22 protein-coding genes and 1 pseudogene are annotated in these 23,500 nt (G+C 42.8%); 19 read left to right on the forward strand and 4 right to left on the reverse strand.

Annotation, left to right across the window (positions count from 1 at the left end; translation table 11 throughout):
- Together AAC852_RS03245 and AAC852_RS03250 are read right to left on the reverse strand one after the other, a co-directional pair.
- Nucleotides 1–578: condensation domain-containing protein (locus AAC852_RS03245; protein WP_340619784.1), on the reverse strand; the 578-nt coding region annotated here is incomplete at its 3' end.
- An 863-nt stretch (nucleotides 579–1,441) separates the two neighbouring features.
- Nucleotides 1,442–2,341 carry an AraC family transcriptional regulator gene (locus AAC852_RS03250; RefSeq protein ID WP_340619785.1) on the reverse strand — a complete coding sequence of 300 codons (900 nt, stop codon included), beginning with the start codon at nucleotides 2,339–2,341 and terminating at the stop codon, nucleotides 1,442–1,444.
- Nucleotides 2,342–2,798: 457 nt separating this feature from the next.
- On the opposite strand from AAC852_RS03250, the gene AAC852_RS03255 reads away from it, so the two are divergent.
- The 14 genes from AAC852_RS03255 to AAC852_RS03320 all read left to right on the forward strand — a co-directional run bounded on the left by AAC852_RS03255 (nucleotide 2,799) and on the right by AAC852_RS03320 (nucleotide 15,280).
- A complete protein-coding gene (locus AAC852_RS03255) occupies nucleotides 2,799–3,011 on the forward strand; it encodes a hypothetical protein (protein WP_340619786.1) in 213 nt (70 codons plus the stop codon).
- Nucleotides 2,959–3,546, forward strand: coding sequence for a hypothetical protein (locus tag AAC852_RS03260; protein ID WP_340619787.1), 588 nt, complete (start codon nucleotides 2,959–2,961; stop codon nucleotides 3,544–3,546). Before AAC852_RS03255 ends, AAC852_RS03260 begins: the two co-directional genes overlap by 53 nt.
- A gap of 3 nt (nucleotides 3,547–3,549) precedes the next feature.
- On the forward strand, nucleotides 3,550–4,656 hold the full coding sequence (locus AAC852_RS03265; RefSeq protein ID WP_340619788.1) for a thiamine pyrophosphate-dependent enzyme: 1,107 nt from the start codon (nucleotides 3,550–3,552) through the stop codon (nucleotides 4,654–4,656).
- A gap of 17 nt (nucleotides 4,657–4,673) precedes the next feature.
- Entirely contained in the window at nucleotides 4,674–4,997 is a 324-nt protein-coding gene (locus tag AAC852_RS03270) for an indolepyruvate ferredoxin oxidoreductase subunit alpha (RefSeq protein ID WP_340619789.1), read from the forward strand.
- A 32-nt stretch (nucleotides 4,998–5,029) separates the two neighbouring features.
- On the forward strand, nucleotides 5,030–5,299 hold the full coding sequence (locus tag AAC852_RS03275) for a hypothetical protein (protein ID WP_340619790.1): 270 nt from the start codon (nucleotides 5,030–5,032) through the stop codon (nucleotides 5,297–5,299).
- Nucleotides 5,229–6,455, forward strand: coding sequence for an indolepyruvate oxidoreductase subunit beta family protein (locus AAC852_RS03280; protein ID WP_340619791.1), 1,227 nt, complete (start codon nucleotides 5,229–5,231; stop codon nucleotides 6,453–6,455). The genes AAC852_RS03275 and AAC852_RS03280 overlap by 71 nt, the downstream gene beginning before the upstream one ends.
- A gap of 13 nt (nucleotides 6,456–6,468) precedes the next feature.
- Complete coding sequence (locus AAC852_RS03285; RefSeq protein WP_340619792.1) at nucleotides 6,469–6,888, forward strand: acyl-CoA thioesterase; 420 nt, start codon at nucleotides 6,469–6,471, stop codon at nucleotides 6,886–6,888.
- 138 nt (nucleotides 6,889–7,026) lie between these two features.
- Nucleotides 7,027–9,351 carry a bifunctional salicylyl-CoA 5-hydroxylase/oxidoreductase gene (locus AAC852_RS03290; RefSeq protein ID WP_340619793.1) on the forward strand — a complete coding sequence of 775 codons (2,325 nt, stop codon included), beginning with the start codon at nucleotides 7,027–7,029 and terminating at the stop codon, nucleotides 9,349–9,351.
- Between the two features lie 50 nt (nucleotides 9,352–9,401).
- Nucleotides 9,402–10,271 carry a cupin domain-containing protein gene (locus AAC852_RS03295; RefSeq protein WP_340619794.1) on the forward strand — a complete coding sequence of 290 codons (870 nt, stop codon included), beginning with the start codon at nucleotides 9,402–9,404 and terminating at the stop codon, nucleotides 10,269–10,271.
- Complete coding sequence (locus AAC852_RS03300) at nucleotides 10,262–11,173, forward strand: fumarylacetoacetate hydrolase family protein (protein ID WP_340619795.1); 912 nt, start codon at nucleotides 10,262–10,264, stop codon at nucleotides 11,171–11,173. The genes AAC852_RS03295 and AAC852_RS03300 overlap by 10 nt, the downstream gene beginning before the upstream one ends.
- Nucleotides 11,174–11,208: 35 nt before the next feature.
- Nucleotides 11,209–12,237: a carbon-nitrogen hydrolase family protein gene (locus AAC852_RS03305; protein ID WP_340619796.1), complete on the forward strand. Its 1,029-nt coding sequence runs from the start codon at nucleotides 11,209–11,211 to the stop codon at nucleotides 12,235–12,237.
- A complete protein-coding gene (locus AAC852_RS03310; RefSeq protein WP_340619797.1) occupies nucleotides 12,234–12,983 on the forward strand; it encodes a maleate cis-trans isomerase family protein in 750 nt (249 codons plus the stop codon). Before AAC852_RS03305 ends, AAC852_RS03310 begins: the two co-directional genes overlap by 4 nt.
- 183 nt (nucleotides 12,984–13,166) lie before the next feature.
- Nucleotides 13,167–14,588 (forward strand): aminotransferase-like domain-containing protein, encoded by a 1,422-nt coding sequence (locus tag AAC852_RS03315; protein WP_340619798.1) that lies wholly within the window; start codon nucleotides 13,167–13,169, stop codon nucleotides 14,586–14,588.
- 125 nt (nucleotides 14,589–14,713) lie between these two features.
- Nucleotides 14,714–15,280: a HutD/Ves family protein gene (locus AAC852_RS03320; protein WP_340619799.1), complete on the forward strand. Its 567-nt coding sequence runs from the start codon at nucleotides 14,714–14,716 to the stop codon at nucleotides 15,278–15,280.
- A 121-nt stretch (nucleotides 15,281–15,401) separates the two neighbouring features.
- Here the strand turns inward: AAC852_RS03320 and AAC852_RS03325 are convergent, their stop codons facing one another.
- Together AAC852_RS03325 and lhgO are read right to left on the reverse strand one after the other, a co-directional pair.
- Nucleotides 15,402–16,025 (reverse strand): beta/gamma crystallin domain-containing protein, encoded by a 624-nt coding sequence (locus AAC852_RS03325; RefSeq protein ID WP_340619800.1) that lies wholly within the window; start codon nucleotides 16,023–16,025, stop codon nucleotides 15,402–15,404.
- 353 nt (nucleotides 16,026–16,378) lie between these two features.
- Entirely contained in the window at nucleotides 16,379–17,569 is a 1,191-nt protein-coding gene (gene lhgO / locus AAC852_RS03330) for an L-2-hydroxyglutarate oxidase (RefSeq protein ID WP_340619801.1), read from the reverse strand.
- Nucleotides 17,570–18,024: 455 nt separating this feature from the next.
- Between lhgO and AAC852_RS03335 the strand changes: the two are divergent.
- The 5 genes and pseudogenes from AAC852_RS03335 to AAC852_RS03355 form a co-directional block, all read left to right on the forward strand.
- Nucleotides 18,025–18,248 (forward strand): annotated as a pseudogene (locus AAC852_RS03335) (transposase); the annotation flags it as partial.
- A gap of 132 nt (nucleotides 18,249–18,380) precedes the next feature.
- On the forward strand, nucleotides 18,381–18,728 hold the full coding sequence (locus AAC852_RS03340) for a hypothetical protein (protein ID WP_340619802.1): 348 nt from the start codon (nucleotides 18,381–18,383) through the stop codon (nucleotides 18,726–18,728).
- A 485-nt stretch (nucleotides 18,729–19,213) separates the two neighbouring features.
- Entirely contained in the window at nucleotides 19,214–20,050 is an 837-nt protein-coding gene (locus tag AAC852_RS03345; RefSeq protein WP_340619803.1) for an alpha/beta fold hydrolase, read from the forward strand.
- Nucleotides 20,051–20,091: 41 nt separating this feature from the next.
- A complete protein-coding gene (locus AAC852_RS03350; protein WP_340619804.1) occupies nucleotides 20,092–20,262 on the forward strand; it encodes a hypothetical protein in 171 nt (56 codons plus the stop codon).
- A gap of 469 nt (nucleotides 20,263–20,731) precedes the next feature.
- Nucleotides 20,732–23,491, forward strand: coding sequence for an amino acid adenylation domain-containing protein (locus AAC852_RS03355; protein ID WP_340619805.1), 2,760 nt, complete (start codon nucleotides 20,732–20,734; stop codon nucleotides 23,489–23,491).
- Nucleotides 23,492–23,500 lie beyond the last annotated feature (9 nt).

Genomic DNA, 23,500 nt, shown 5'->3' on the forward strand with positions numbered 1-23,500 from the left:
TCATAATGAATAGAGCTTAAATATTCTCTTGCTTTGGTAATTGTTGTTAAATATTGTGGAATATCAGACAGCCATGCTATTGATGTGCCATCCTTAAAGCATTTGTATAATTTATGGACATATTTATGGAGCCGGTATAATCCGACACCATCAATCATAATATGATGAATTTTAGTGAAAAAGTAATACCGTTTATCAGCCAGACGGATCAAGAAAATCTGATATGGTATTTCCTTCAAATAATCCATTGGTATTTCAAGGTGTTGCTGCATCCAGAATTTTGCTTCTTTTTCAGGTTCAGCCTGCATGGAAACATCGTGAAATATAATTGATTCCGGTGTACTCTGTTCTTCAATATATTGTATCGCTTCATTATCTGCATTAACCGATATACGCAAGCGCAACATATCAATATGTTGATGTAATACGTTCCACACTTTTTGTAACAGGGTTATATCAACCTCTTCTTCTATCACAGTATACCAATTAAGGTTATGTATCGGATTATTCTCATAAAGTGCTTGTTCGTAAAACACATCTTCCTGAGAAGGATGGAGGGGATATAAGTTCGGACGCAATGAATTCTCAGATATTCTCATAATAAATTATACGAATGTATTCCGTTTACAAGTTATTTGTAATTTATGGTGTAAATGAATAGATTTAATTATTTGCCTGACCTTAATTAATTTATGTTTTAGCATTCATATAATTAAGGGTGCTATGTATCTGATTTTATATCTTTAAATATTAAATTGTTATTTTTGTTTAATCGGTATTGGCATAATCTATCATAGTGTTATTACAGATAATCTTGCAATCTTTCAACACTCTCCTTAGTTAAAAATAGTTAATATTTATCGGTTAATGATTAAATTGTTATTTTTGGTATTTTCAAGTATACATCCTTGTCACCTACCTTATCTTTTTTAGTTTGTTTTTAGCAATATTATCATTGCTTTTATTTGTCACTTTATAGTCATAAAACCCTTTGCAGTGCAATAGTGATTCTCATTTGAGATGATGTCTATATTATTTTTTGTTTATTATAGCAATTTTTTTATGGTTTATAGAGGTAAGGTGGTATATTTAAAGCCCTTTGTAATCATCCGTTGATAATTTGATTGCTATATTGGTGTTTTTTTATTTTGATAAATAATTTTATTAAGTTATTTTGTTAGTAAGTTATTAATAATATTTTAATATTATTTTTGTTGGTGGATGAACAAAGTTTAAAGCTTAGATAGAGTTCTTATTCTCCAGTTTAAGATAGTGAATGAATTATAAATAATATATGAAGGCAAGAGCATTTATTATATACCCGTCGTCTTTCAAGTTGCTTCTTAAAATCCATAGGGTATAAATTTTTATCTCGGCTTATATTTGTTTTTTTTCGCCTTGATTTTTAATAATAAGATATTCGGAGATATATTGCTTAAATTCAACCACGCTTCAAACTTTCACTCGGTGTTTCACCATAGCGTGCTTTATATTCTGCACTGAATCGCCCCATATGGGCGAACCCCCAACGCAGGGCGACTCCCGTAACATTACTTGCTTCTCCTGCCAGTAGCTCTGTACGAACATGTTCCATGCGCAAGTCGCGTAAATACTGCATCGGGCTGATATTCAAAAATTCCCTGAAACCGGAATAGAGACTGCGAAGGCTGACGCCTGCCACTTGAGCAAGCTGCTCTGCCGTAATGGGTTCATGGGCGTGAGCCTGTAAATATTCCTGTACTTTTCGTACATGCCGTGGGCGGATGGAACAGCGACGATTTGCGGTGGAGCCGCTGTAATTATGCTGATGGGTGGACAGCAGGGTAACAGAAAGTAATTGCTCAATCTGACCAGTAATAAGTTTATATTGCTGAATACTAGGTAGTTGTGTCGTATATTCAAGCAGATAGAGCATCAGGCAGCGCCACGCCTGACAACGTTGCCATTCAAACCCCAATTCAAATACCAGTGGTTGATCCAAAGGATGCCCCAATTGTCCAATAAGGGTTCTTTCCAGCAAAGTGCGGGAGATCCTGACCATAAACTGGTCATTATCAGCACTCCAGCGCATGGAGGTATGTTGATCCGGGCTGAGGATGGATGCCAGATTTGGTGTTGAATCAAGGTGCTGACCACCGCTTTCAATACAGGCACCGCCTGATAACGGCATCTGAATAAGAAAAAAAGACTCCAGTGCGTTCGGATTAATTTCAACATTAGCCCCGTAACGCAGGCGACTCATGGAAAAGTCCCCAAACGGAATATAGTGCATTCTGGCATCCAGCTTTCGGCTGTTACCCAGTATATTTAGCTGGTGGGGTTTCATCACCCGACCGACCATCGATTTCACTTCATCAAGATCATTGGATGAAAAAAGCAAATGTTCTGGAGAATTGAGGTGAGACTCTATTTGGGGTACTGCATATTTTGGATCTGCGTACCTTGAATCAGAGCTTCTGGGTTCAGCTCTTTAAGCATTTATTAAAGCTATACAGTTTCCTACTAGCAGTATCCATATTTTGCTTAAATGAAAGATATATGATTGTGAATATATTCATGAGAAATATTACTCATTATTAAGATGGTAATAAGTTTCAACTGCTTTCATTCATATCTGTTTTAACGGGTTTTTTTATCTGCTCTCTGCATATTCTATCCAGACACTGCGTAAATCATAATTACATGACAAATCATGTATTGACCGTTGATTCATACTCTTATTACATAATGCCCATATCTGTTTTTTTGGAGATCTTTTTTTAACAAACTGGCAAAACAGAAACGTGAGGCGATTGATCATGGCAGAACGATCATTTGTTAAAGAAGTGGAAAAATTACGTTTGGGTCAGGGGGAACTTTTCCGTGGGGAAGGCATACTCGCTGTGACAAAAGCATTGTTGGAATCAGGCGTTGCTTATATTGCAGGTTATCAGGGAGCACCTATTTCCCATCTGATGGATGTTCTGGCTGATTGCGCAAGCGATCCTTTCCGAATATGGTATTCGTTTTGAAAACAGCGCCAGTGAAGCAACAGCCGCTGCCACACTTGCTGCTTCCGTTAATTATCCATTACGCGGTGCTGTCACATTTAAGGCAACTGTAGGCACAAATGTTGCTTCCGATGCGTTAGCAAATCTGGCATCCGGGGGCGTTTTAGGCGGTGCGCTGATTATTGTTGGCGAAGATTATGGTGAAGGTTTTTCCATCATGCAGGAGCGCAGCCATGTGTTTGCGATGAAATCCCAGATCTGGTTGCTTGATCCGCGTCCCAACCTGCCTTCCATTGTGCAGGCAGTAAAAATGGGGTTTGAGTTGTCGGAAGCCAGCCATACACCAGTGATGTTGCAGATGCGTATCCGTGCCTGTCATGTGCACGGTCGGTTTGTTTGCGCAGATAATCGCGTATCAGCATTCAAAATAAAAGATGCACTGACAAATCCGGCACGTGAGCTCAATCGGATTGTTTTGCCTCCTGCCAGTTTCTTACATGAGAAAGAGAAAATTCAGGAACGCTGGCCTGCTGCTGTGCGCTTTATTCAGCAGTAGTAATTGAACGAATTTTTTGCTGAAAGTGCTGATGACATAGGCATTGCTTTGCAGGGAGGATGCTATAACACCGTGATCAGATCCCTAAATTTGTTAGGGCTGGCGGATGTATTCGGTAACAGCCGGATTCCGCTGTATGTCATGAATGTAGCATATCCGTTGATCGATGAGGAATTTGAACGCTTTTGTTATGGCAAGCAGGCAATTTTAGTATTGGAAGAAGGTCAACCTAATTTTGTAGAACAAAATGTCGCCAATATCTTACGGCAGCGTGATATTACCATTCGATTACATGGTAAAGATTTACTGCCAATGGCGGGAGAATATGATACAGCCACCGTGTTAGCGGGAGTTCGTGCTTTCCTTGAACGTTACGGCAAGGTTGAAGCCGAAGTGTCAGCCGCAGCCTGTCAGGTGCGCATTCCTGCGGTTACTTTGCCCGCTGGGGATTCATCAGATAAAGACTTATCAGACAAAGAATCGTCAGTTACAGAAAAAAGTGCGGTTCATGTCCGTCCCCCCGGATTTTGTGCGGGTTGCCCGGAACGTCCGATCTTTACCGCTATGAAGTTGATAGAGCGGGAATTGGGGCAATATCATATCAGTGCGGATATTGGTTGCCACCTGTTTGCCATCTTGCCTCCATTCAATTTGGGGAATACCACGATGGGATATGGGTTAAGTGCAGCGAGCGCAGCAGCATTGAGTACGCCAGTTGTGGATAAGCGAGCGATTTCCGTGATGGGAGATGGGGGATTCTGGCACAACGGGTTGACGAGTGGCATTGCTAACAGTGTTTTTAATCGCAATGACAATCTGACCATTATTGTGGACAACAGCTACACTTCCGCCACAGGTGGGCAGGATATTCCATCTTCAACTGTTTTCAACGCCAGTCGCAGTACGGGTCATGATATCGAAAAAGCGGTTAAAGGTGTTGGGGTGAAGTGGATACGTACGATCAAACGTACCTATGACCTTAAAACCATGATCCATACTCTGCGGGAAGCCCTGACAACAAGTGAACAGGGGCCGAAAGTCGTGGTCGCACAGAGTGAATGTATGTTGAATAAACAGCGCCGTGAGAAAAAAAGAACAAAGAGGCGATAGCGGCAGGACAACGTATAGTGCGTGAACGTTTCGGCGTTGATCCTGATACTTGTACGGGAGATCACTCTTGTATCCGTTTGTCTGGTTGTCCTTCACTGTCGATTAAGCCAAATCCTGATCCCTTGCGTACCGATCCGGTGGCAACAGTATTGAATAGCTGTGTGGGTTGTGGATTGTGCGGGGAAGTTTCCCATGTCGTGGTATTGTGCCCTTCTTTCTTTAAGGCGCGGATCATAACCAACCCTAACCACTGGGAGCGGTTGCTCCACCGTATTCGTAAAAGATTCATCAGTTACTTGCAACGTCGTGATGCTAAACGTCGCGAGCGGTATGACGCTTAAAAGCCAAACCCTGTAGGCTCTAAGGGGAAATTATGTCTATGTCATCATCCATTCAGTCTCCGCTGATGAAACCGAACATCCAACCTATCAAAATTGCGATTTTGGCAATGGGAGGTGAGGGTGGTGGTGTACTGGCAGATTGGATCGTCAATTTAAGTGAAGAGCATGGTTATTTTGCTCAGGCAACATCTGTCCCCGGTGTCGCACAACGGACAGGAGCGACGATATATTATGTCGAACTGTTCCCCGGAGCAGATGATCCAGCAATCACGACAAGCTGCGTTACGTTTTGTCCATTTTGACATGGCATGGATGGCAGAAAAAAGTGGCAGTGTGATGAGTGCTGTGTTGTTTGGGGTACTCTGTGGTACGGGGCTCCTGCCATTCAGCCGTATGCATTTTGAAAAAACGATTATCAAGGGAGGCGTGGGGGTAAAACCTAGTCTGCAAGCATTTGGCTTGGGGTTGAGCAGGGTTCAGTCAGAAGGATCCGACTACCGGCCTTGCTATCAGCATTCTCATCATGAGCATTCTCAATATGGCCGCTTAAATCGTAATCGTTTCAGGCATAACCTTACCGATGACGAGAGCATAAAAGCTTTTTTATTGCGTATTCGAAAAACATTGCCTTCCTCTATCCATGAAATTGCTACTGAAGCCGTCAGGCGTTTGGTGGATTATCAAGATCCGGCTTATGCCGATTTATATCTTGATAAATTGCAGTATCTGATAGAGCAGACTGGAAAACATCATCAGCGACTACTGTGTGAAACTGCCCGTCATCTGGCGCTGTGGATGACTTATGAAGACACTATTCGGGTGGCAGATCTGAAAATCAGCGCCAGGAGATTCGGGCGGGTTTACAAAGAAGTGGGGGCACAGAGTAAACAGCTTGTTGAAATTAATGAATTCCTGCATCCCAGAGTGGAAGAGATCTGTGACACCTTGCCCGCCAATGTTGGCCGCTGGTTATCCCGTCCTCATTTTGTAAACCGGATACTGACAAAACTATTCAGCCGCGGTCGTGTAATTACCACTAGTTCAATTTGGGGATTTTTATTGCTGTATACGCTGGCGGGTTTACGCCGTGTCCGCCGGCGTACTTTGCGCTTTCAGCATGAAACCAAACGGATTGAAAATTGGTTGCAGCGGATCGTGATTGCAGTAAAACATGACCCAGCGCTGGCTGTGGAAATTGCCCTATGTCAGCAGTTGATTAAAGGATACGGTGATACCCATACCCGTGGATTGCGTAATTTTCAAAGCTTGATGGGTATCATTGATCGCCATCTCGTCCATCTGTCCCCGGCCAACTTGCGACAATTGCGTGAGGCGGCATTAGCGGATGAAGATGGCAGACGGTTACGTGAGTACCAACAGCATCTTGAAGCCACTATCTTAGAGCAACGTACTAAAATGGACGGTATTAAGACGACAGTATTAAAACGACAACATTGAGGAGGAGTCACTGATGAGCCGGCTTAAATTTGTACAGCCTCATAAGATTCGATTTTCTGAATGTGATCCCGCGGGGATTGTTTTTTATCCCCAATATTTTGTGATGTTCAATAATTTGTTCGAGGACTGGTTCGATGAATTAACTTCAATCGGATATGCCGATTACATTGCTAAGCATCGCTTTGGTCTGCCAACTGTTCATTTAGAGGCAGAGTTTAAGGCGATCAGCAGAATGGGCGATCAGGTTTGGCTGGAATTAAGTGTTGAGCAGATAGGCAAAAAATCACTGAAACTCCGCCAGCGCTGTATCAGCAGGAAAGGAGAATTAAGGATGAGCGCAGTTCAGACTTATGTGACGACATCACTGGATACGCATCAGGCCATCCCGATCCCTGATGAACTTTATTACTCATTAACTAAATCAATACGTTAATCAATACCTTAATCAATGCCTTAATTAAAACAATGACTCAACTATATATAACCTTAACTAAATACCTTAACTGAATCCCTGAACTTATGTGCCGTGGCAGGTATGGTGTAACAGGAGAGAAATCATGAACAAAAAAATATGAACATCGTATGTATTGGCGGCGGGCCAGCGGGTTTGTATTTCGGTTTGCTAATGAAATTACAAAATCCTGATAACCGTGTTGTCGTGATCGAGCGTAATCGTCCCTATGACACTTTTGGGTGGGGGGTGGTGTTTTCGGACGCAACATTGGAAAACCTGAATGCGGCAGATGCGGTATCAGCCAGTACCATTGGTGCAGAATTCAGCCGTTGGGAAAATATTGATATCCACTTCAAGGGAATGGTAAATCGTAGCGGCGGTCATGGATTTATCGGTATTGGTCGTAAGAAATTACTCAATATTCTGCAAGATCGCTGCCAGCAGTTGGGGGTTGAGTTGGTGTTCGAGGTACAGGTTAAGGACGAACAGGAAATCGCCCGAAGATACGATGCCGATTTGTTGATTGCTTCTGATGGGATCAACAGCCAAATTCGTACCCGTTATGCTGATGCTTTTGCACCTGATATTGATCAACGCCATTGTCGTTTTGTCTGGTTGGGAACCCGCAAGATATTTGATGCTTTTACGTTTTTGTTTGTCGAAACAGAACATGGCTGGTTTCAGGTTCATGCCTACCAATTTCAGGAAGGGTTATCGACTTTTATCGTTGAAACGACAGAAGAGGCATGGTTAGCCGCAGGTATCGATAAAATGTCACAGGAAGAGGGTATTGCATACTGTGAAAAGATATTTGCACCGTGGCTGGATGGACATGAGTTGATATCCAATGCAGCGCACTTACGCGGGGCTGCTATTTGGATCCGTTTTCCTCGTGTCATCTGCCATCATTGGGTGCACTGGATCAGGCCGGAGGGCGGTAACGGCAAAAATATACCGATCGTGTTAATGGGAGATGCTGCCCATACCGCCCACTTTTCTATTGGCTCCGGGACAAAACTGGCATTAGAAGATGCGATCGAACTGACTAACAGTCTGAAAATGCATCAGGGAGATTTGTCTGCGAGCTTGTCACATTACCAAAAAGTACGCAGTGTGGAAGTATTGAAAATTCAGAATGCGGCACGTAATTCCACGGAATGGTTTGAAAATGTAGCACGTTATGAAGATTTTCCGCCGGAACAGTTTGCGTATTCCTTGCTGACACGCTCACAACGTATTTCTCATGAAAACCTGAGATTGAGGGATAAAACATGGCTGGAAAGTTATGAACGTTGGTTTAATCAGCAGCCTGACCAACTCTCTCCCTTAACTCCACCGATACTGACACCTTATCCGGTGCGGGGAGTAACTTTGAAAAATCGAGTCGTGGTTTCTCCTACTCTACTGTATAAGGCCGTGGATGGTATACCAGGATTATTTCATCAGGTTCATCTTGGTAGCAGGGCATTAGGCGGTGTGGGGTTGGTGATCGCCGAAATGACAGCAATTTCACCACAGGCGCGTGTGACTCCTGCGTGCACAGGATTGTGGAATGATCAACAAGTGCAGGGATGGAAGTTGATCACCCATTTTATCCATCAAAACACAGATACCCTGATAGGTATTCAATTGGGACATGCCGGGCGACGAGGTTCAACCCAACGGGGATGGGAACAGTCTGACCATCCGTTGCCGGAAGGAAACTGGCCTCTGGTTTCAGCATCGGCTGTGCCTTATTTATCAGAGATTTCACAAATTCCGGCAGCGATCACTAGGGCACAAATGAGTGAGGTTATTACACAGTTTGTTGCGGCAACCCGCCGGGCTATTGATGCGGGCTTTGACTGGCTGGAAATTCAGGCCGCCCACGGTTATCTGCTTTCCAGTTTTATTTCACCGATAACTAACCTGCGTGATGATGAATATGGCGGTTCGTTGGAAAATCGACTTCGCTTCCCGTTAGCTGTTTTTAACGCAGTACGTGATGTCTGGCCGGCTAATTTGCCGATATCTGTGCGCATTTCTGCTACTGATTGGGTTGAAGGAGGAACGAGCATTGATGACGCTGTCTTGATCGCCCGGCACTTCCACAATGCGGGGGTGGATATGGTGGATTGTTCCACAGGGGAAGTTTCTGCTGAACAACGGCCTGTTTACGGGCGTATGTATCAGACTCCGATGGCTGATCGTATTCGTAATGAGGGTAATGTGCCGGTTATCGCGGTTGGTGCGATTACAGACGCTGATCAAATCAACGGAATTATCGCATCGGGCCGGGCCGATCTCTGTGCTTTATCACGTCCATTCTTATCCGATGGGGCCTGGTTGCTACATGAGTGTGCCAGATATGGCTGGACAAACGTCGATTGGCCGAAACCCTATCTTTATGGCAAACAGCAACTGGAACGCCAATTGATGCAGATACAGAGGGGGATTCAATAGATCTCAGGTTAGCTTTCAAATCACAGTTACCATCCGTACAGGAGATAGCCATGTCTCAACAAGAAAATGTTCAAGCACATGATCAATACCGGGAAAATATTATCGGTCGCGCTAATGTCGCCGATAATCCTGAACTGTTGGCTTATTACCAAGAACTGGAGAAACACAGAACAGGCGCACTCTGGACAATCGCTAATAAAATTGAACCGTGGCAACCGAAATCCGCTTCGGTTCCGGTACTTTGGCGTTATAGCGTTCTGCGTGAACATGGCGTTGATCCTGATGGTTCACAATGTATCTGGCAGGATGGTCTGGATATTCCGTTGGTCAATGTACTGGAAGCTGGCTTTTATAAGGTACATCCTGATTTACGTCAGGCGGTAACAGAACCTGTGGATGCCTCTGTTGCTCTCTGGGGAGCACCGGCTTTGCGTCCGCAAAATATCGGTTGGGATAAACCTTATTCTCCGTTGTTCAAATATCAATGGGAGCCAACCTATGCAGCACTGCAACGTTATGCCCGCGTTTCAGAAGGTTCACCCTTTGATGACATTCTGATGCACTACACTAATCCGCTGACCGGAGGTCATGTGATGCCAACTCTTGGTGCCAGTATGCAGTTATTACGCCCCGGATTTGTTGGTAAGGCACACAGGCATACTGGTAGTTTCATCTATCAGGTAGCGAAAGGGCAGGGTTACTCTGTTATTGATGGTCAGCGGTTTGACTGGCAGGTGCGGGATATTTTTTGTGTTCCTTCATGGGCGCAGCATGAACATGTCAATACATCACAAACGGAAGATGCCTGTTTATTCTGTTTCAATGACTTGCCAGTGATACAGGCATTACAGTTGTATTACGAAGAAACCCTGACCGATAACGACGGACATCAACGAGTAGGAGGAGAAAGATGCGTTTAATCACTTATCGTACTGAAATCACTGCTGCTGCACGATTGGGGGCAATTGTAAATGATCATGTAGTGGATTTGGCAAAATTGGCTGCTCATGCCGGAAGTGTCTTACCGGATAATATGCTGGATTTTATCGAATTGGGACCATTGGCCGTAAACAGTACAGCCATATTGTTAAATTCGTTTGAAGGCCTATGGCCAATCGGCGTGACCCGGCCATTGGAGAATGTAAAAATTCTGGCTCCCATTCCCCGCCCGCGCAAAAACATTTTCGGCATTGGTCTGAATTATGTTGAACATGTTGAGGAATCCAGTCTGTCTCTTGATACGGCAAAAGATCTGCCGAAAGAACCGATTATTTTTTCTAAGCCGCCAACCACAATCATTGGTCCGGGGGATGCAATTGAACACAATCGTGAAATTACCCGGCAATTGGATTGGGAAGTGGAGTTAGCCGTGATCATCGGGCAGCGTGCGAAGGGCGTACCAGAATCTGACGCACTGAACTATGTCTTTGGTTATAGTTTGATTATCGACATGAGCGCTCGTGATTGTCGCCGTGCCGGGCAGTGGATCTACTCTAAAGGTCAGGATACCTATGCCCCTTTTGGCCCTTGCATTGTCACTGCTGATGACATTCCTGACCCGCATAATCTTGCTTTGCGACTGAAAGTTAATGGCGTGACTAAGCAGGATTCCAATACTCATCATATGTTATTCAAGGTGAATGCTTTGATCGCAGATATCAGTAAGGGTATTACACTGGAGCCGGGAGATATCATTGCTACAGGAACGCCATCAGGTGTTGGAGCAGGGCGCGATCCGCAGGAATGGCTATGGCCGGGGGATGTCATTGAAGCACATCTTGAGAAAATAGGTGATTTGCGCCACCCCGTTATTGCTGTGTAACTCTTCAGATAGACGAAAGAAAACAGGAGCCTGATATGCTGAATCTTCCTAAATTCAAGGCAGCTACAGTACAGGCTGCGCCGATCTTTCTGGATACGAAAGCGACAGTTGATCTCGTTTGTCAGCTTATCCAGGAGGCGGCAAATAATGGCGCCAGTCTGGTGGCTTTTCCTGAAGTGTTTATTGCGGGGTATCCCTATTGGAACTGGATAATGACGCCCGTTCAGGGCAGTCCGTGGTTTGAAAAATTGTGCAAATCTGCCATTGAAGTGCCGGGGGCTGAGATCCATAAAATCGCTCAGGCTGCTGCTCGTCAGCATATTAATGTCGTGATTGGCGTGAATGAGCATAGTTCCACAGGTATTGCAACGCTCTATAACACGCTGGTGACTATTTCTGATGACGGGCGTATTTTGGGACGCCATCGTAAACTGGTCCCGACATGGGCTGAAAAACTGACATGGGCGAATGGTGATGCTGCTTCATTAAAAGTGCATGATACGAGTATTGGCCCACTGGGGGTACTGGCCTGTGGTGAGAATACCAATCCGTTGGCACGTTTTGCTTTGTTATCTCAGGGAGAGCTGGTTCATGTTGCCAGTTATATTTCTCTGCCGGTTGCACCCGCAGATTATGATATGGCTGAGGCGATCCGTTTACGTGCGGCGGCGCATTGCTTTGAAGGTAAAGTTTTTACCCTCGTTTCCTGTTCCACTATTTCCCCGGAAATCACACAGGCTATGGCAGCCAGCCATCCCGAAGCTAACCAATTGCTGGCACGTCCTAATAGTGCGTTTACGGGAGTTATCGGGCCGGATGGGCGTGTGATTGGTCATCCCCTGATTGATAAAGAAGGAATTGTCTATGCGGAAATTGATCTGAATCGTTGTATTCAACCCCGCCAGATGCACGACATAACAGGGCATTACAACCGTTTTGATATTTTTAATTTGAAAGTGAATCGCCGTGCTACGAACGCGATCCAGTTTGTTGATTCATGGGATCAGGCTGATTCTAATCTGTGTGCTGATTGGGCTAATCCCACACAAGAGGATCGTTTATGAGTGAACAGCGTAACTTCCGAGTCGGGCTAATTGTGCCTTCGTCAAATACCACTACGGAAACGGAAATTCCCGCTATTCTGCGCACGCGCGAAATGCTTACCCCTGAACGTTTTACCTTTCATTCCAGCCGCATGAGAATGAAAACGGTCGGGAAAGATGAACTGGCATTAATGGATGCAGATAGTGATCGTTGCGCATGGGAATTGTCGGATGCGTCAGTGGATATTGTGGGATATGCCTGTCTGGTAGCCATTATGAGCATGGGGAAAGGATACCATCGAATTTCGGAAAAACGTCTTCATTTACAGACACTGGAAAATGGTTATCCGGCTCCGGTTGTCACAAGCGCAGGAGCATTGGTGAACGGACTTCACGCTTTGGGAGCGAAACGGATCTCTATATTGACACCTTATATGAAGCCATTGACCCAATTAGTGATTGATTACATCGAAAATGAGGGCATTGAAGTCATTGATAGCATCGCGTTGGAAATCGCGGATAACCTCGCTGTCGGGCGACAAGATCCCCTTGCACCAGTGGAAATTACTAAGCGCTTGAACAGTAATGTTGATGTTATCGTCGCTTCTGCCTGTGTACAAATGCCTTCATTGGCATCAGTACCTTTGATCGAGGCGCGTGTGGGAGTGCCTGTCATCTCCGCATCTGTGGCAACGACTTATATGATACTGAAACAGCTTGGGCTAGGCACATTCGCGCCGGGATTTGGTTCACTGTTATCTGAATAGATCCCCGTGTCTTAAACAGGCCAGCAAAGTGAGAAGGTGCAGGCAAATAAAATGTAGGTATTCGGGTATAATAGTGAAAGATTATTAATACTCTGGATATATACCCTATGGTTTTCAGAATGCAGCCAACAACACTGCAATTGGGAAGATAATGGGTATAGCAGTTTAACCAAAGGCCTGCATATGACGCGCTACGAACAACTGGCAGTAACGATCCGCCAACAGATAGAGGATGACATTTGGCAAGTGGGGGACAGGCTGCCATCACTGCGGGAATCGGTGAAATCGTCGGGATTAAGTTTGATGACGGTGCTGCAAGCCTATCAATTACTGGAAAGTCAGGGCTGGATCGTGGCACGTCCGCAATCAGGCTATTATGTTGCCCCGCGGATAAAACCATTTGCAGCGGCAAAAGGGGGAAAGAAACTGAATCTGAGTGAAAATGTGGAAATTAGTGCCTCAATTTTTGATGTCTTACAAGCGTGTAAAGATCCACAAATCGTTCCTTTTGGTTCCGCATTTCCTGATCCTTCCTTGTTAGTAGAACCCAGATTAGCTAAGACACTGGCGTCAGTCGCTCGTCGCTTTGTTCCCCATAGCTCATTGGCTAACTTACCACCGGGAAACGAACGATTGAGGCGTAATATATCCCGCCGTTATGCCGCCCAGGGCATCCATGTTTCTCCTGATGAAATTGTGATCACCGCAGGCGCAATGGAATCGTTGAGTTTCAGCTTACAGTCAGCGACTTTCCCCGGAGATTGGGTAGTGATTGAGTCACCGGCTTTTTATGGTGCATTACAGGCCATAGAGCGTTTACGTTTGAAAGCCATTGCCATAAAAACGGATCCGAAAACAGGTATTGATTTGGATGTACTGGAAGAAGTTGTTGGTAAATATCAAATAAAAGCTTGCTGGCTGATGTCCCGATTTCAGAACCCGTTGTGTGTCAGTATGCCAACAGAAAATAAACAACGATTAGTTGAGATTCTGAACCGAAGCGGCATTATCCTGATTGAAGATGATGTTTATGGCGAACTCTATTTTGATCAGGATCCGCCGATGCCAATCAAAGCATGGGATAAGGAAAATAATTTCATGCACTGTGCATCCTTTTCAAAATGTCTCGCTCCCGGATATCGCGTCGGATGGGTAGCGGCGGGAAAGCATGTGATAAAGATCCAACAATTGCAGATGATGAGCACCGTTTCAGCCAGTATTCCCACACAGTTGGCGATTGCGGAATATCTGACTCAGGGAGGATATGATACCCATATACGGCGATTACGGCGTCAATTGGAGCAACGGCAAATTCAAATGCTGCGGGCAGTCAGGGAATATTTCCCTCAGTCGGTCAAAGTTAACAGCACTCGTGGTGGTTATTTTATCTGGCTGGAATTCGAACCGCCTTTCAATGCTAATCGGTTATATCAACTGGCGCTGGCTAAAGGCATCAGCATTGCGCCCGGCAGCATGTTTTCCACCAGTTCTCAGTTTGATCACGCTTTCCGGTTGAATACCTCATTTGCATGGAATGAAACTCAGGCGGCAGCCATGAAAACATTGGGAAGTTTATGTCGTATGTTATTAAAGGAATACGGGTAATTAATCACATTTTAATTGTTTCTTGGTTGCGGCAGGAAAAATTATTTGCGAAGTTTACAATTGGACATTTATTGCCTCTTCAGGTGTAAGTAGAACAGTAACAGTAGTGAAAGGAGAGCATGAGAATGAAATGTTTCGATTATGCAACGTTACCAAGAGAACAATGGGCTGGAGGGATCGGGGAAGTCAGGGATATTGTTTGCTGGCCGGTTGCTGATGATTTCGCTTGGCGTGCCTGCTTCACATCTATTCATCAAAATGGGGCACTGGGGCAATTTCCTGATATTGATCGCTCCATCGTATTATTGAAAGGAAAAGGCATCCGTTTAACCAGTCCCGGTTTTCTGGAACATGAGCTGGTAAAAAAAATGACCCCTTTCCATTTTTCCGGTGATATTCGGGGGCATGTTGAAGTGTTGGATGGATCTGTTCAATGCTTCAATATCCTGATCCGCCGTTCTTCCTGGGTTTCTGAAATTTCTGTGGTGACTGCTGAACGCCGCTTACCGACATCCCACAGCGGAGTGTTGTATGTTCTGAAAGGGCGTTGGGAAATGATCGGCACAAATTCTGTTCAGCTTGCTTTTGGTCAAGGTGCATGGTGGTTGCCAGAGGATATACGGGAAGGGGCGATTAAACCGTTAGTTGCTGATAGCCAGTTATTGTGGGTGGATTTATACCCGAATGAGTAAATATTAATGAATTTATCATTAAAGCTAGTTTGGCTATATTAATTTGAACTGAAGTCATTATTAATAAGCCCCTTTTCAGGGGCTATATTAAAATTACTCACTGTACAAATTTGTTTTTACTTTATTTGTTGTGAGGAAATTCTTCTAAATAGAAATTAAAATGATAACTGCTGGCTTTTTCAAACCGCATATAGAGAGGTTTTGTATCATAAGTAACAATATCAAGGTCAGTACCATTATATTTAAAATAAACAGCACCATGAGTTACTACGATATTCTGATCATTAAATACGGCTACGGAGGTGACATATAGTTGCCTATCTTTTGGTATTAGGCCAACGACCTCATAGCCGCCATTTGAATAACAGTTTACAGCATCAGGAATAGTATAAGTTTGGATATTTGCCCTAAATACCTGATCTATTCCTGATTCGTTAATCAATTTTATTGCCAGCAAATCACGGTTTGACGGAGATACAATAAACTTTGACAAACCTTGAATATCACTAATATCAGCCTGACTTGTATCCCATTCGCGATAAATTTGTCCTGCTTGACTATCACTGCCATGCCGCCAGGCAAAAACTATTGACTCTAGGCCAACTTCGACAGAAAGAAACTTATCATTTAGTGGAGTGCCTATTAAATTTACTTCTGTACTATTTTCTGGGTATTGATAAGAACAACCTGTGTAATTCTTTTGGGTATAAAATATAGCGCCATTGGCGAGCTTAGTTTTAGACATAATAGATATTCTCCTTACGTTTATTCCAACAATGTCAAACTAGAATAAGGAGAAGAAATTATGTGTCAAGATGGTGGATAACTCTTATATTGAGAGATGGTTTTAAAAAAGATTTGTTTAAATTTAGATGTATGAAAATTAATAAATGAGAGCGTTTTTATTTGTCAAGGTTTGATTTTGTTTAATCTCTAAAATATTTATTTTCTTAATAGCCTTTCATATAAATTATTATCATAAACTTTGATGAAAATGATATGTCTAAAAAACAAATTTAGTTATTTTAGGTGCATTGTGACCACTTCGGTAAGCGCATGGTGAGTTTACCGTGCGCTTACTTCTGAACAACTCAGCGCTTAAATTGTTTCAAAATATTGTCTTACAATTTCTCTGCCAATTTCAAACGATGCCGTAGCGGCAGGCGAGGGAGCATTGCAAACGTGCAGTGAGCGATGGCCCTTCACAAAGTGAAAATCATCCACCAGTTTGCCATCAATTGTTAATGCCTGGGCACGAACACCCGCTGGCCCCGGTATGATATCTTCGGGCTGTAAATCAGGAATGAGCTGACGGGCATTGTCAGTAAAGCGCTGGCGTGAATAGGAACGGCTTATTTCTGCCAGCCCTTCACCAAAATAGCGTGTGGCAATTTTCCAGAATCCTTTGTAGGTCAGTATTTCCGTCAGATCCCGCAGGCTGAAATCTGTTTTATGATAGCCTTCACGCTTAAATGCTAATACTGCATTAGGGCCAACATCCCGTTTGCCATTGTACATGCGTGTGAAATGAACACCTAAAAACGGAAGATCAGGGTTGGGAACAGGGTAAATCAAGTGATTAACCAAATAGTTTTTACTGCTATCCAATACGTAATATTCACCACGGAATGGTACAATCTTGATACCCGTATCATAGCCCGCCAGCTCAGCAATCCTGTCGCTATGCAATCCGGCACAGTTCACCAGCCATTTGGCCTGATAACCGCGTTGTTGAGTCTGTACCTCAACATAACCACTATGTTCACGGATAGCTTTTACCTGTTGTTGACAGTGAATATCTCCGCCTCTGCTTTGTATGATCTCAGCCAGTTTTGCTGCAATTTCCTGATAATTCACGATCCCTGTATCCTGCACCAAAATGGCTTCCAGGCCGTTGACATAAGGCTCACGTTCTTTCAAAGCAGCTTGTGATAACCGGCTAACATTAAGATCATTTTGTAAACCGCGTTGATAAATGTTTTCCAATAAAAGGAGTTCTTTTAATTGAGTTGCAACAATAACTTTACCGCAGCGGTCGTAATATAAGCCATGTTCTTGGCAAAACTGATATATCGTTTGATTGCCTTTTTTTGCCAGACGCGCTTTCAGACTGTCGGGGGGATAGTAAATGCCAGAATGGACAACATTGCTGTTATGGCCACTCTGATGAGCAGCCACATTCTTTTCTTTATCTAATACTAGCAGGCGTAAGTGTGGATGATGTTCTTGCAGGGCATTGGCAGTACCAAGCCCAACTAATCCTGCACCAATAATAATCACGTCATACATTTTTACTTTGCCTCTTTAATTGTTTTTTCTCAATTGGCTTCAAAGTCATGCTTGCAGCTATTGTCTGGTAATGCTGTCTAGTCGTGTTTATAGCGCAGGAGATGAATACCACCTGATAACACAATCAGCATTATTCCCGCTAAATCTGTCCATATACCCGGCTTAATTAAAAGAATAGCGGCAATAGTGAAGATAACTCTTTCCAGCCAGTGGGCCTTGATCATCCAGAAGTTGGAGGTTGCGATAGAAAGAGAGTAAATACCAATTCATGCCGTCATTATCATGTAAAGAATGGGCAGTACATTCAAGTCACTGCCTTGCATCAATAATGTGAGGTTGTATACCAAAATAAAAGGGATGATAAAGCCGGGTAAAGCCAGCCTGCATAGGATCGGAACGGGCGATGCTGGCACCCGCCTTAATTAAAATCGGTGATACGATTACGGCAACAACATGAGTTGCATTATCTGCCGCCTTACAGCCCTAATATCAATCTGATAGAGCGATTATGGAAATATGTGAATGAGCAGATGCGTAATAATATCTATTTCGAAAATCTAGCGGTTTTTCGTGAGGTTATCCATTATTTTTTCATGTCACGCTACGGGAAAAAGCAATAGAACTTACTTCTCGGTTTACTGATAACTTTCAGATTTTGAAACCTGCATCTTCAAATTAGATGGGGATATTACGAATATACATAAACGCCAATTATTCAAAAAAATTAATAAGATTCGTAAAAAATGATACTTAGATATTATAGATAAACAGTTACATTATAGTGTCAAAATTTCTCACACAGGAAAGTCACATGTTACAAATATTGGCGACTCAAATACCTCGCCTGGAACTGACTGAAAGTATTATTGCAGCTAAACTTGCTAAAAATCTTTCATGGAAAGAAATTGCAAATGGTACAGGAATGAATGTTGCTTTTGTTACGGCGGCTTTATTTGGGCAACATCCGTTGCCTATTGAGGCAGCAAAGAAGGTTGTTGAACAATCAGGTCTTACGGATGATGCAATAAAGCTTCTACAGGCTGCCCCTATGCGAGGTTCAATTCCAACAGGAGTACCAACTGATCCAACGATTTATCGTTTTTATGAAATGTTGCTCCTTCATCTTCCAAGTTGCAGGTTTGTTGGTTGTGCTCACTGACCCTAATCACATACATATTTTTCATTTAACAAGATACTGCCTGGTAATACTAGATATTATTATGGGTAATAAGGTATTTGAAATATAGAGATAGATATTACAATCATAAAGTTAATAGGTTATTCATTTATTTTTGTGGAAGTTTGAACAGCATCACGTCTTGATTCAACATAATCAATTCTATAGTTAATGACTATTTTTCATAGTAAAAATATTTCATATTGCAACACGGCAGTTATTGAAAGAATTAATCAGAAAAATTCAAAAATAATGATAATGAATTCCTAAAGTTGTTATTCATTTAAGAATCATTGAGGGAAAAAATCAGATGTATGTGAATGTTAATAATTGAGAGGGGGAAGAAAATAACGTAGTGTCATGCCATTTGTATGTAAGACATAATGGTATCAAGATAAAATGCAATAAATTACTGTATTTTTCAGCAGAAAAATTACTCTTCAATTCATTCATTAGGAGATAGAATCATGGCTGCTGCACACACTAATATTCACTACTATGATATATCCACCCATTATGCCCGTATTTCAGTATTAGATACTGGCGGTGATCGGCTCCCGGTTCTTTTAATACATGGTAATTCAAGTAGTAAAGAGATATTTCGCCATCAGATTGAATACCTTAAAAAGGACTATCGGGTTTTAGCTCTTGATTTACCGGGGCATGGTGCATCTTCTAATGCCAATGATCCACGTCAGACATATTCAATGCCGGGTTATGCCCGCACTGTTATTGAAGTACTGAACAAGATCGGAATTAACAGAGTGGTTGTTTTTGGCTGGTCATTAGGGGGGCATATCGGGCTGGAAATGCTGGCACTGTACCCCAAAATGATTGGGCTGATGATTTGTGGTACACCCCCTGTGGCGGCTGGTAAAGAGAATGTCGCACTTGGTTTTCGTCAAAGTGAGCATATGGGGCTTGCCGGGAAAGCTGATTTCACTGAAGAGGATGTGAAGAATTATGCCTATCAAACAGTAGGTGTTAACGCTCCTCATGAGCCGTTTATCTTTGAAGCAGTAGCAAGAACAGATGGTTTGTCACGCCAGTATATGTTTGAGGCTTTTACTTCCCCACAGGCGACAGATCAAAAGTTATTGGCTGAAACAAGTAAAATACCTTTGGCTATCGTGAATGGGGCAGGTGATCCTTTTATCAATGCCGAATATATTGAAAGTTTGCATTATCAAAATCTTTGGCAAGATCAAATTTTTAGTTTGATCGGTGTGGATCATGCACCGTTTTGGGAAGCTCCAGTCAGATTTAATTCGATATTGTCTGATTTTCTTTGTGATTTCCAATAACATCGATTAGGTAATTGAAAATATTATAGGCTGGGGAATTTATGAGAATGTATTCAAATAATTTTTCCAGCCTCATATATTTTTTCCTTCATTCTCCTGATGAACCTAAAGAGTGGATTATGGATAAAACCCGTTCGGTATTGGTTCACTACGTAGGGGAGGAGTTCCAGCAGCAGCCAAAGCAGGCACTGTCCGACATTGATAGTATCTAAGGCGATAATAAAGTGATAATAGGGTAACGGTAGGATAATGATATAATGTTGATCTCTGACAGTAATATGTTGAAAAAATCACCGTGGGCAGGTCGGATATAATTTTATTTGTTTAATATTTTAATACACCATTTAATTGTGTTTCCATCATTTCTATTATTCCCATTATATAACGTGATATTTGCATGATAAGTTAGGCTAGTCTGACAATGATTATGAAAAAAAGAGTTATGAAAATAATATTTTCTATTATAGAAAGATGTTTTCGATATTATTAATCTATACCCGTTTCTTCAATGTTAATATTAACTGGAGTAAATTTATTTCTATTCACAGCTAATCTATTCAAAATTAGACTATTTACAGTAAACAAAGAGGTAACTAAAAAATGAAGGACATACATTTGCGCAGAATAATGTGCTGATTACCATGAATGACAGTCAATTTATGGAATAAAAGGAAGATAATTATGCGTGTTGAGTCATTGTCAGAGCGTCATTCAAATCATTCCGTATTTTGTTGTGTGCATGAACTATTTGAGCAGCAGGTAGCGAAAACACCGGATGTTATTGCCATAAGATTTGGTGAGCAATCATTGTCTTATGATGAATTAAATCGTAGAGCAAACAGGTTGGCCCATTATATCCGTCGGCACCACCATCATGATGGTGAAAAAATTTCTCCGGTAGGTATTTGTCTTGAACGTAGCATTGATGCGATTGTTGCGGTTATTGGTGTTTTAAAAGCCGGAGCTGCTTATGTCCCGATTGATCTGAGTTATCCTATTGAGCGTCAATCTTACATTTTGGCCGATTCTAATGTTTCAGTCGTTATTTCCCGTGGTGATATTGAATTATCAGTTCCTGAGACTATCACACGTATTGATTTAGCTCAGTATGATTTTTCCGACAGTAATAATAAAGAGAATACCAATAGCGATAGTTGTGATAGCGATAGTTGTGACATAGAAAACCTGGCAGTAGTTTACTCCCCTCAAGATCTCGCCTATTTAATTTATACCTCAGGTTCGACAGGAAAACCTAAAGGGGTTTGTATGCCTCACCAGTCGTTGGTGAATATGTTAGTCTGGCAAATTCATCAGCAAGGCGATTATTTTGGCAAGAAAACGTTGCAATTCTCTCCACTAAGCTTTGATGTTTCATTCCAGGAAATATTTTCAACTTTATCCAGCGGTGGTGAGTTAGTGTTGATCTCCAATCACTTACGATTGGATCAATTGGCTCTGGTCGCGTTTATTGCAGAGCAGCGGATTGAACGAATATTTTTGCCTTATGTGGCATTAAATGGTTTGGCAATGGCGGCGATTGCACAGGAATGTTACCCAGAAAGCCTTATTGATGTGATCACGGCGGGGGAACAATTGGTTATTACCACCGCTATCCGGCAATTTTTTCAGGCATTGCCCCATTGCCGCCTGCATAACCACTATGGCCCATCAGAAGCACATGTTGTGACGGCTTACACTTTGGAGGGCAAAGCAGAAAAATGGCCGGTTTTGCCTCCTATTGGTGCACCGATTGACAATATTGAAATCTATCTGCTGGATACCAACAACTGTGTTATTAAGGGTGAAACACCGGGTGAGCTGTGTATTGCGGGGGCACAATTGGCTGAGGGTTATCATCAACGGCCGGAAGAAACTGCGGCTAAGTTTGTCAATATCGCGGTAAATAGTATGCCTCCCAAACGAATGTATCGCACCGGTGATTTAGCAAAATGGCGGAAGGATGGTTTACTGGACATTCTTGGCCGGATGGATTTTCAGGTCAAAGTACGGGGTTATCGTGTTGAACTGGGTGAAGTTGAAGTGCTGTTGATGAAACACCCGGCTGTGCGTGATGCTGTTGTATTGATACAAACAGCGCGGGAACAAAGTGAAAGTTCAGAAGACAACCGGTTGATTGCTTTTGTGATTATTTCAGAACGTGCTTTGCAGCATCATTCACAGAGCAGTGTGAAAGAGAGCATTCAGCAATTCATGAAAAGAGTGGCGCCTGATTATATGCGGCCGGCAGCTATTGTTATTGTCAATCATTTTCCTTTATCTGCCAGTGGCAAACTCGATCGCAAGGCTTTTCCGGTTATTGCTATTGGGAAACTTAAACAACAGGATGCCGCACCGGCAAAAGAGGGGATCGAAAAAATACTGGCTGAAACATGGCGTGAATTGTTCGGGGTTAAAAAAGTCAGCAGACATGCACAATTCTTCAATTTGGGCGGTAATTCACTGTCGGCTATAAAAATGGTACAGGAATTACGTCGCCGCGGATTGATGATGGAAGTACATATGCTGTATCAATATCCTGTATTGTCCGAATTAGCCATTCATTTGCAGGCTTGCAACTCAACAGATATCGACGCCAATGGGATGGAATGCGCCAAGATGACGGCATCTTTGTTAAAAGGTGATAAACCGTCTTCAACGCCATTCGATGTGGAAACATATTTAGGTATCAATACCGTGACGGCCCAAGCGTGGCGGCTGTTACCGGAGAATTTGTGTCATCAAATACGCCAACAAGCTAAGGTACATGCTGTCAGTGTTGCTGCCATTTTTCACTTGGCCTGGGGGAAAACAATGGGGTGTCTGGTTGGACATAATGACGCTGTTTTTGGCACGGTTTTATCGGGATATATGTGTGCAGGCGCAGATACTGAGAAAGAGGCAGAGCAATTTATTCGCCACTTTATCCATATACTACCAATGCATATGCGACTGGATAATTTGCCTGTGCTTGATTGCCTCTGGCTTGTTCAAGGCAATCTGGCACAGTTGGTTAAACACCAGAAGGTATCGCAGGCATTGACTCTGCAATCGTTACAACAGAAATTATCACAATTGTCGGGATCGGACCCATTATTTACTTCATTATTGAATTATTATCATAGTGAAATACGTAGCATCTCTCCGGCAGAACCACTATTGGCAGTAACGCCTTCTGGTGATGCCGAGTCTTTCAGTCGCGCTGGTATTGTGAAACACCCGATTTACATCAGCATTGAAGATATCGGCAAAGACTTTGCGATCCACATACAGGCTGAACAGGGGATTCATCTTGAACGTGTCAGTGATATTTTCCAAATGATATTACAGAAAATCGTTAACGCTCTGGACCGTGCGCCGGAGAAAAAAATAGACCGTATTAACCCAATTACCGATAATTCCGATTATTTTATGACGTACTTAACAAATAACCAGATTAACTAAAGGCCTTAA

Source organism: Xenorhabdus siamensis (genome assembly GCF_037996745.1).
Taxonomy (GTDB): domain Bacteria; phylum Pseudomonadota; class Gammaproteobacteria; order Enterobacterales; family Enterobacteriaceae; genus Xenorhabdus; species Xenorhabdus indica.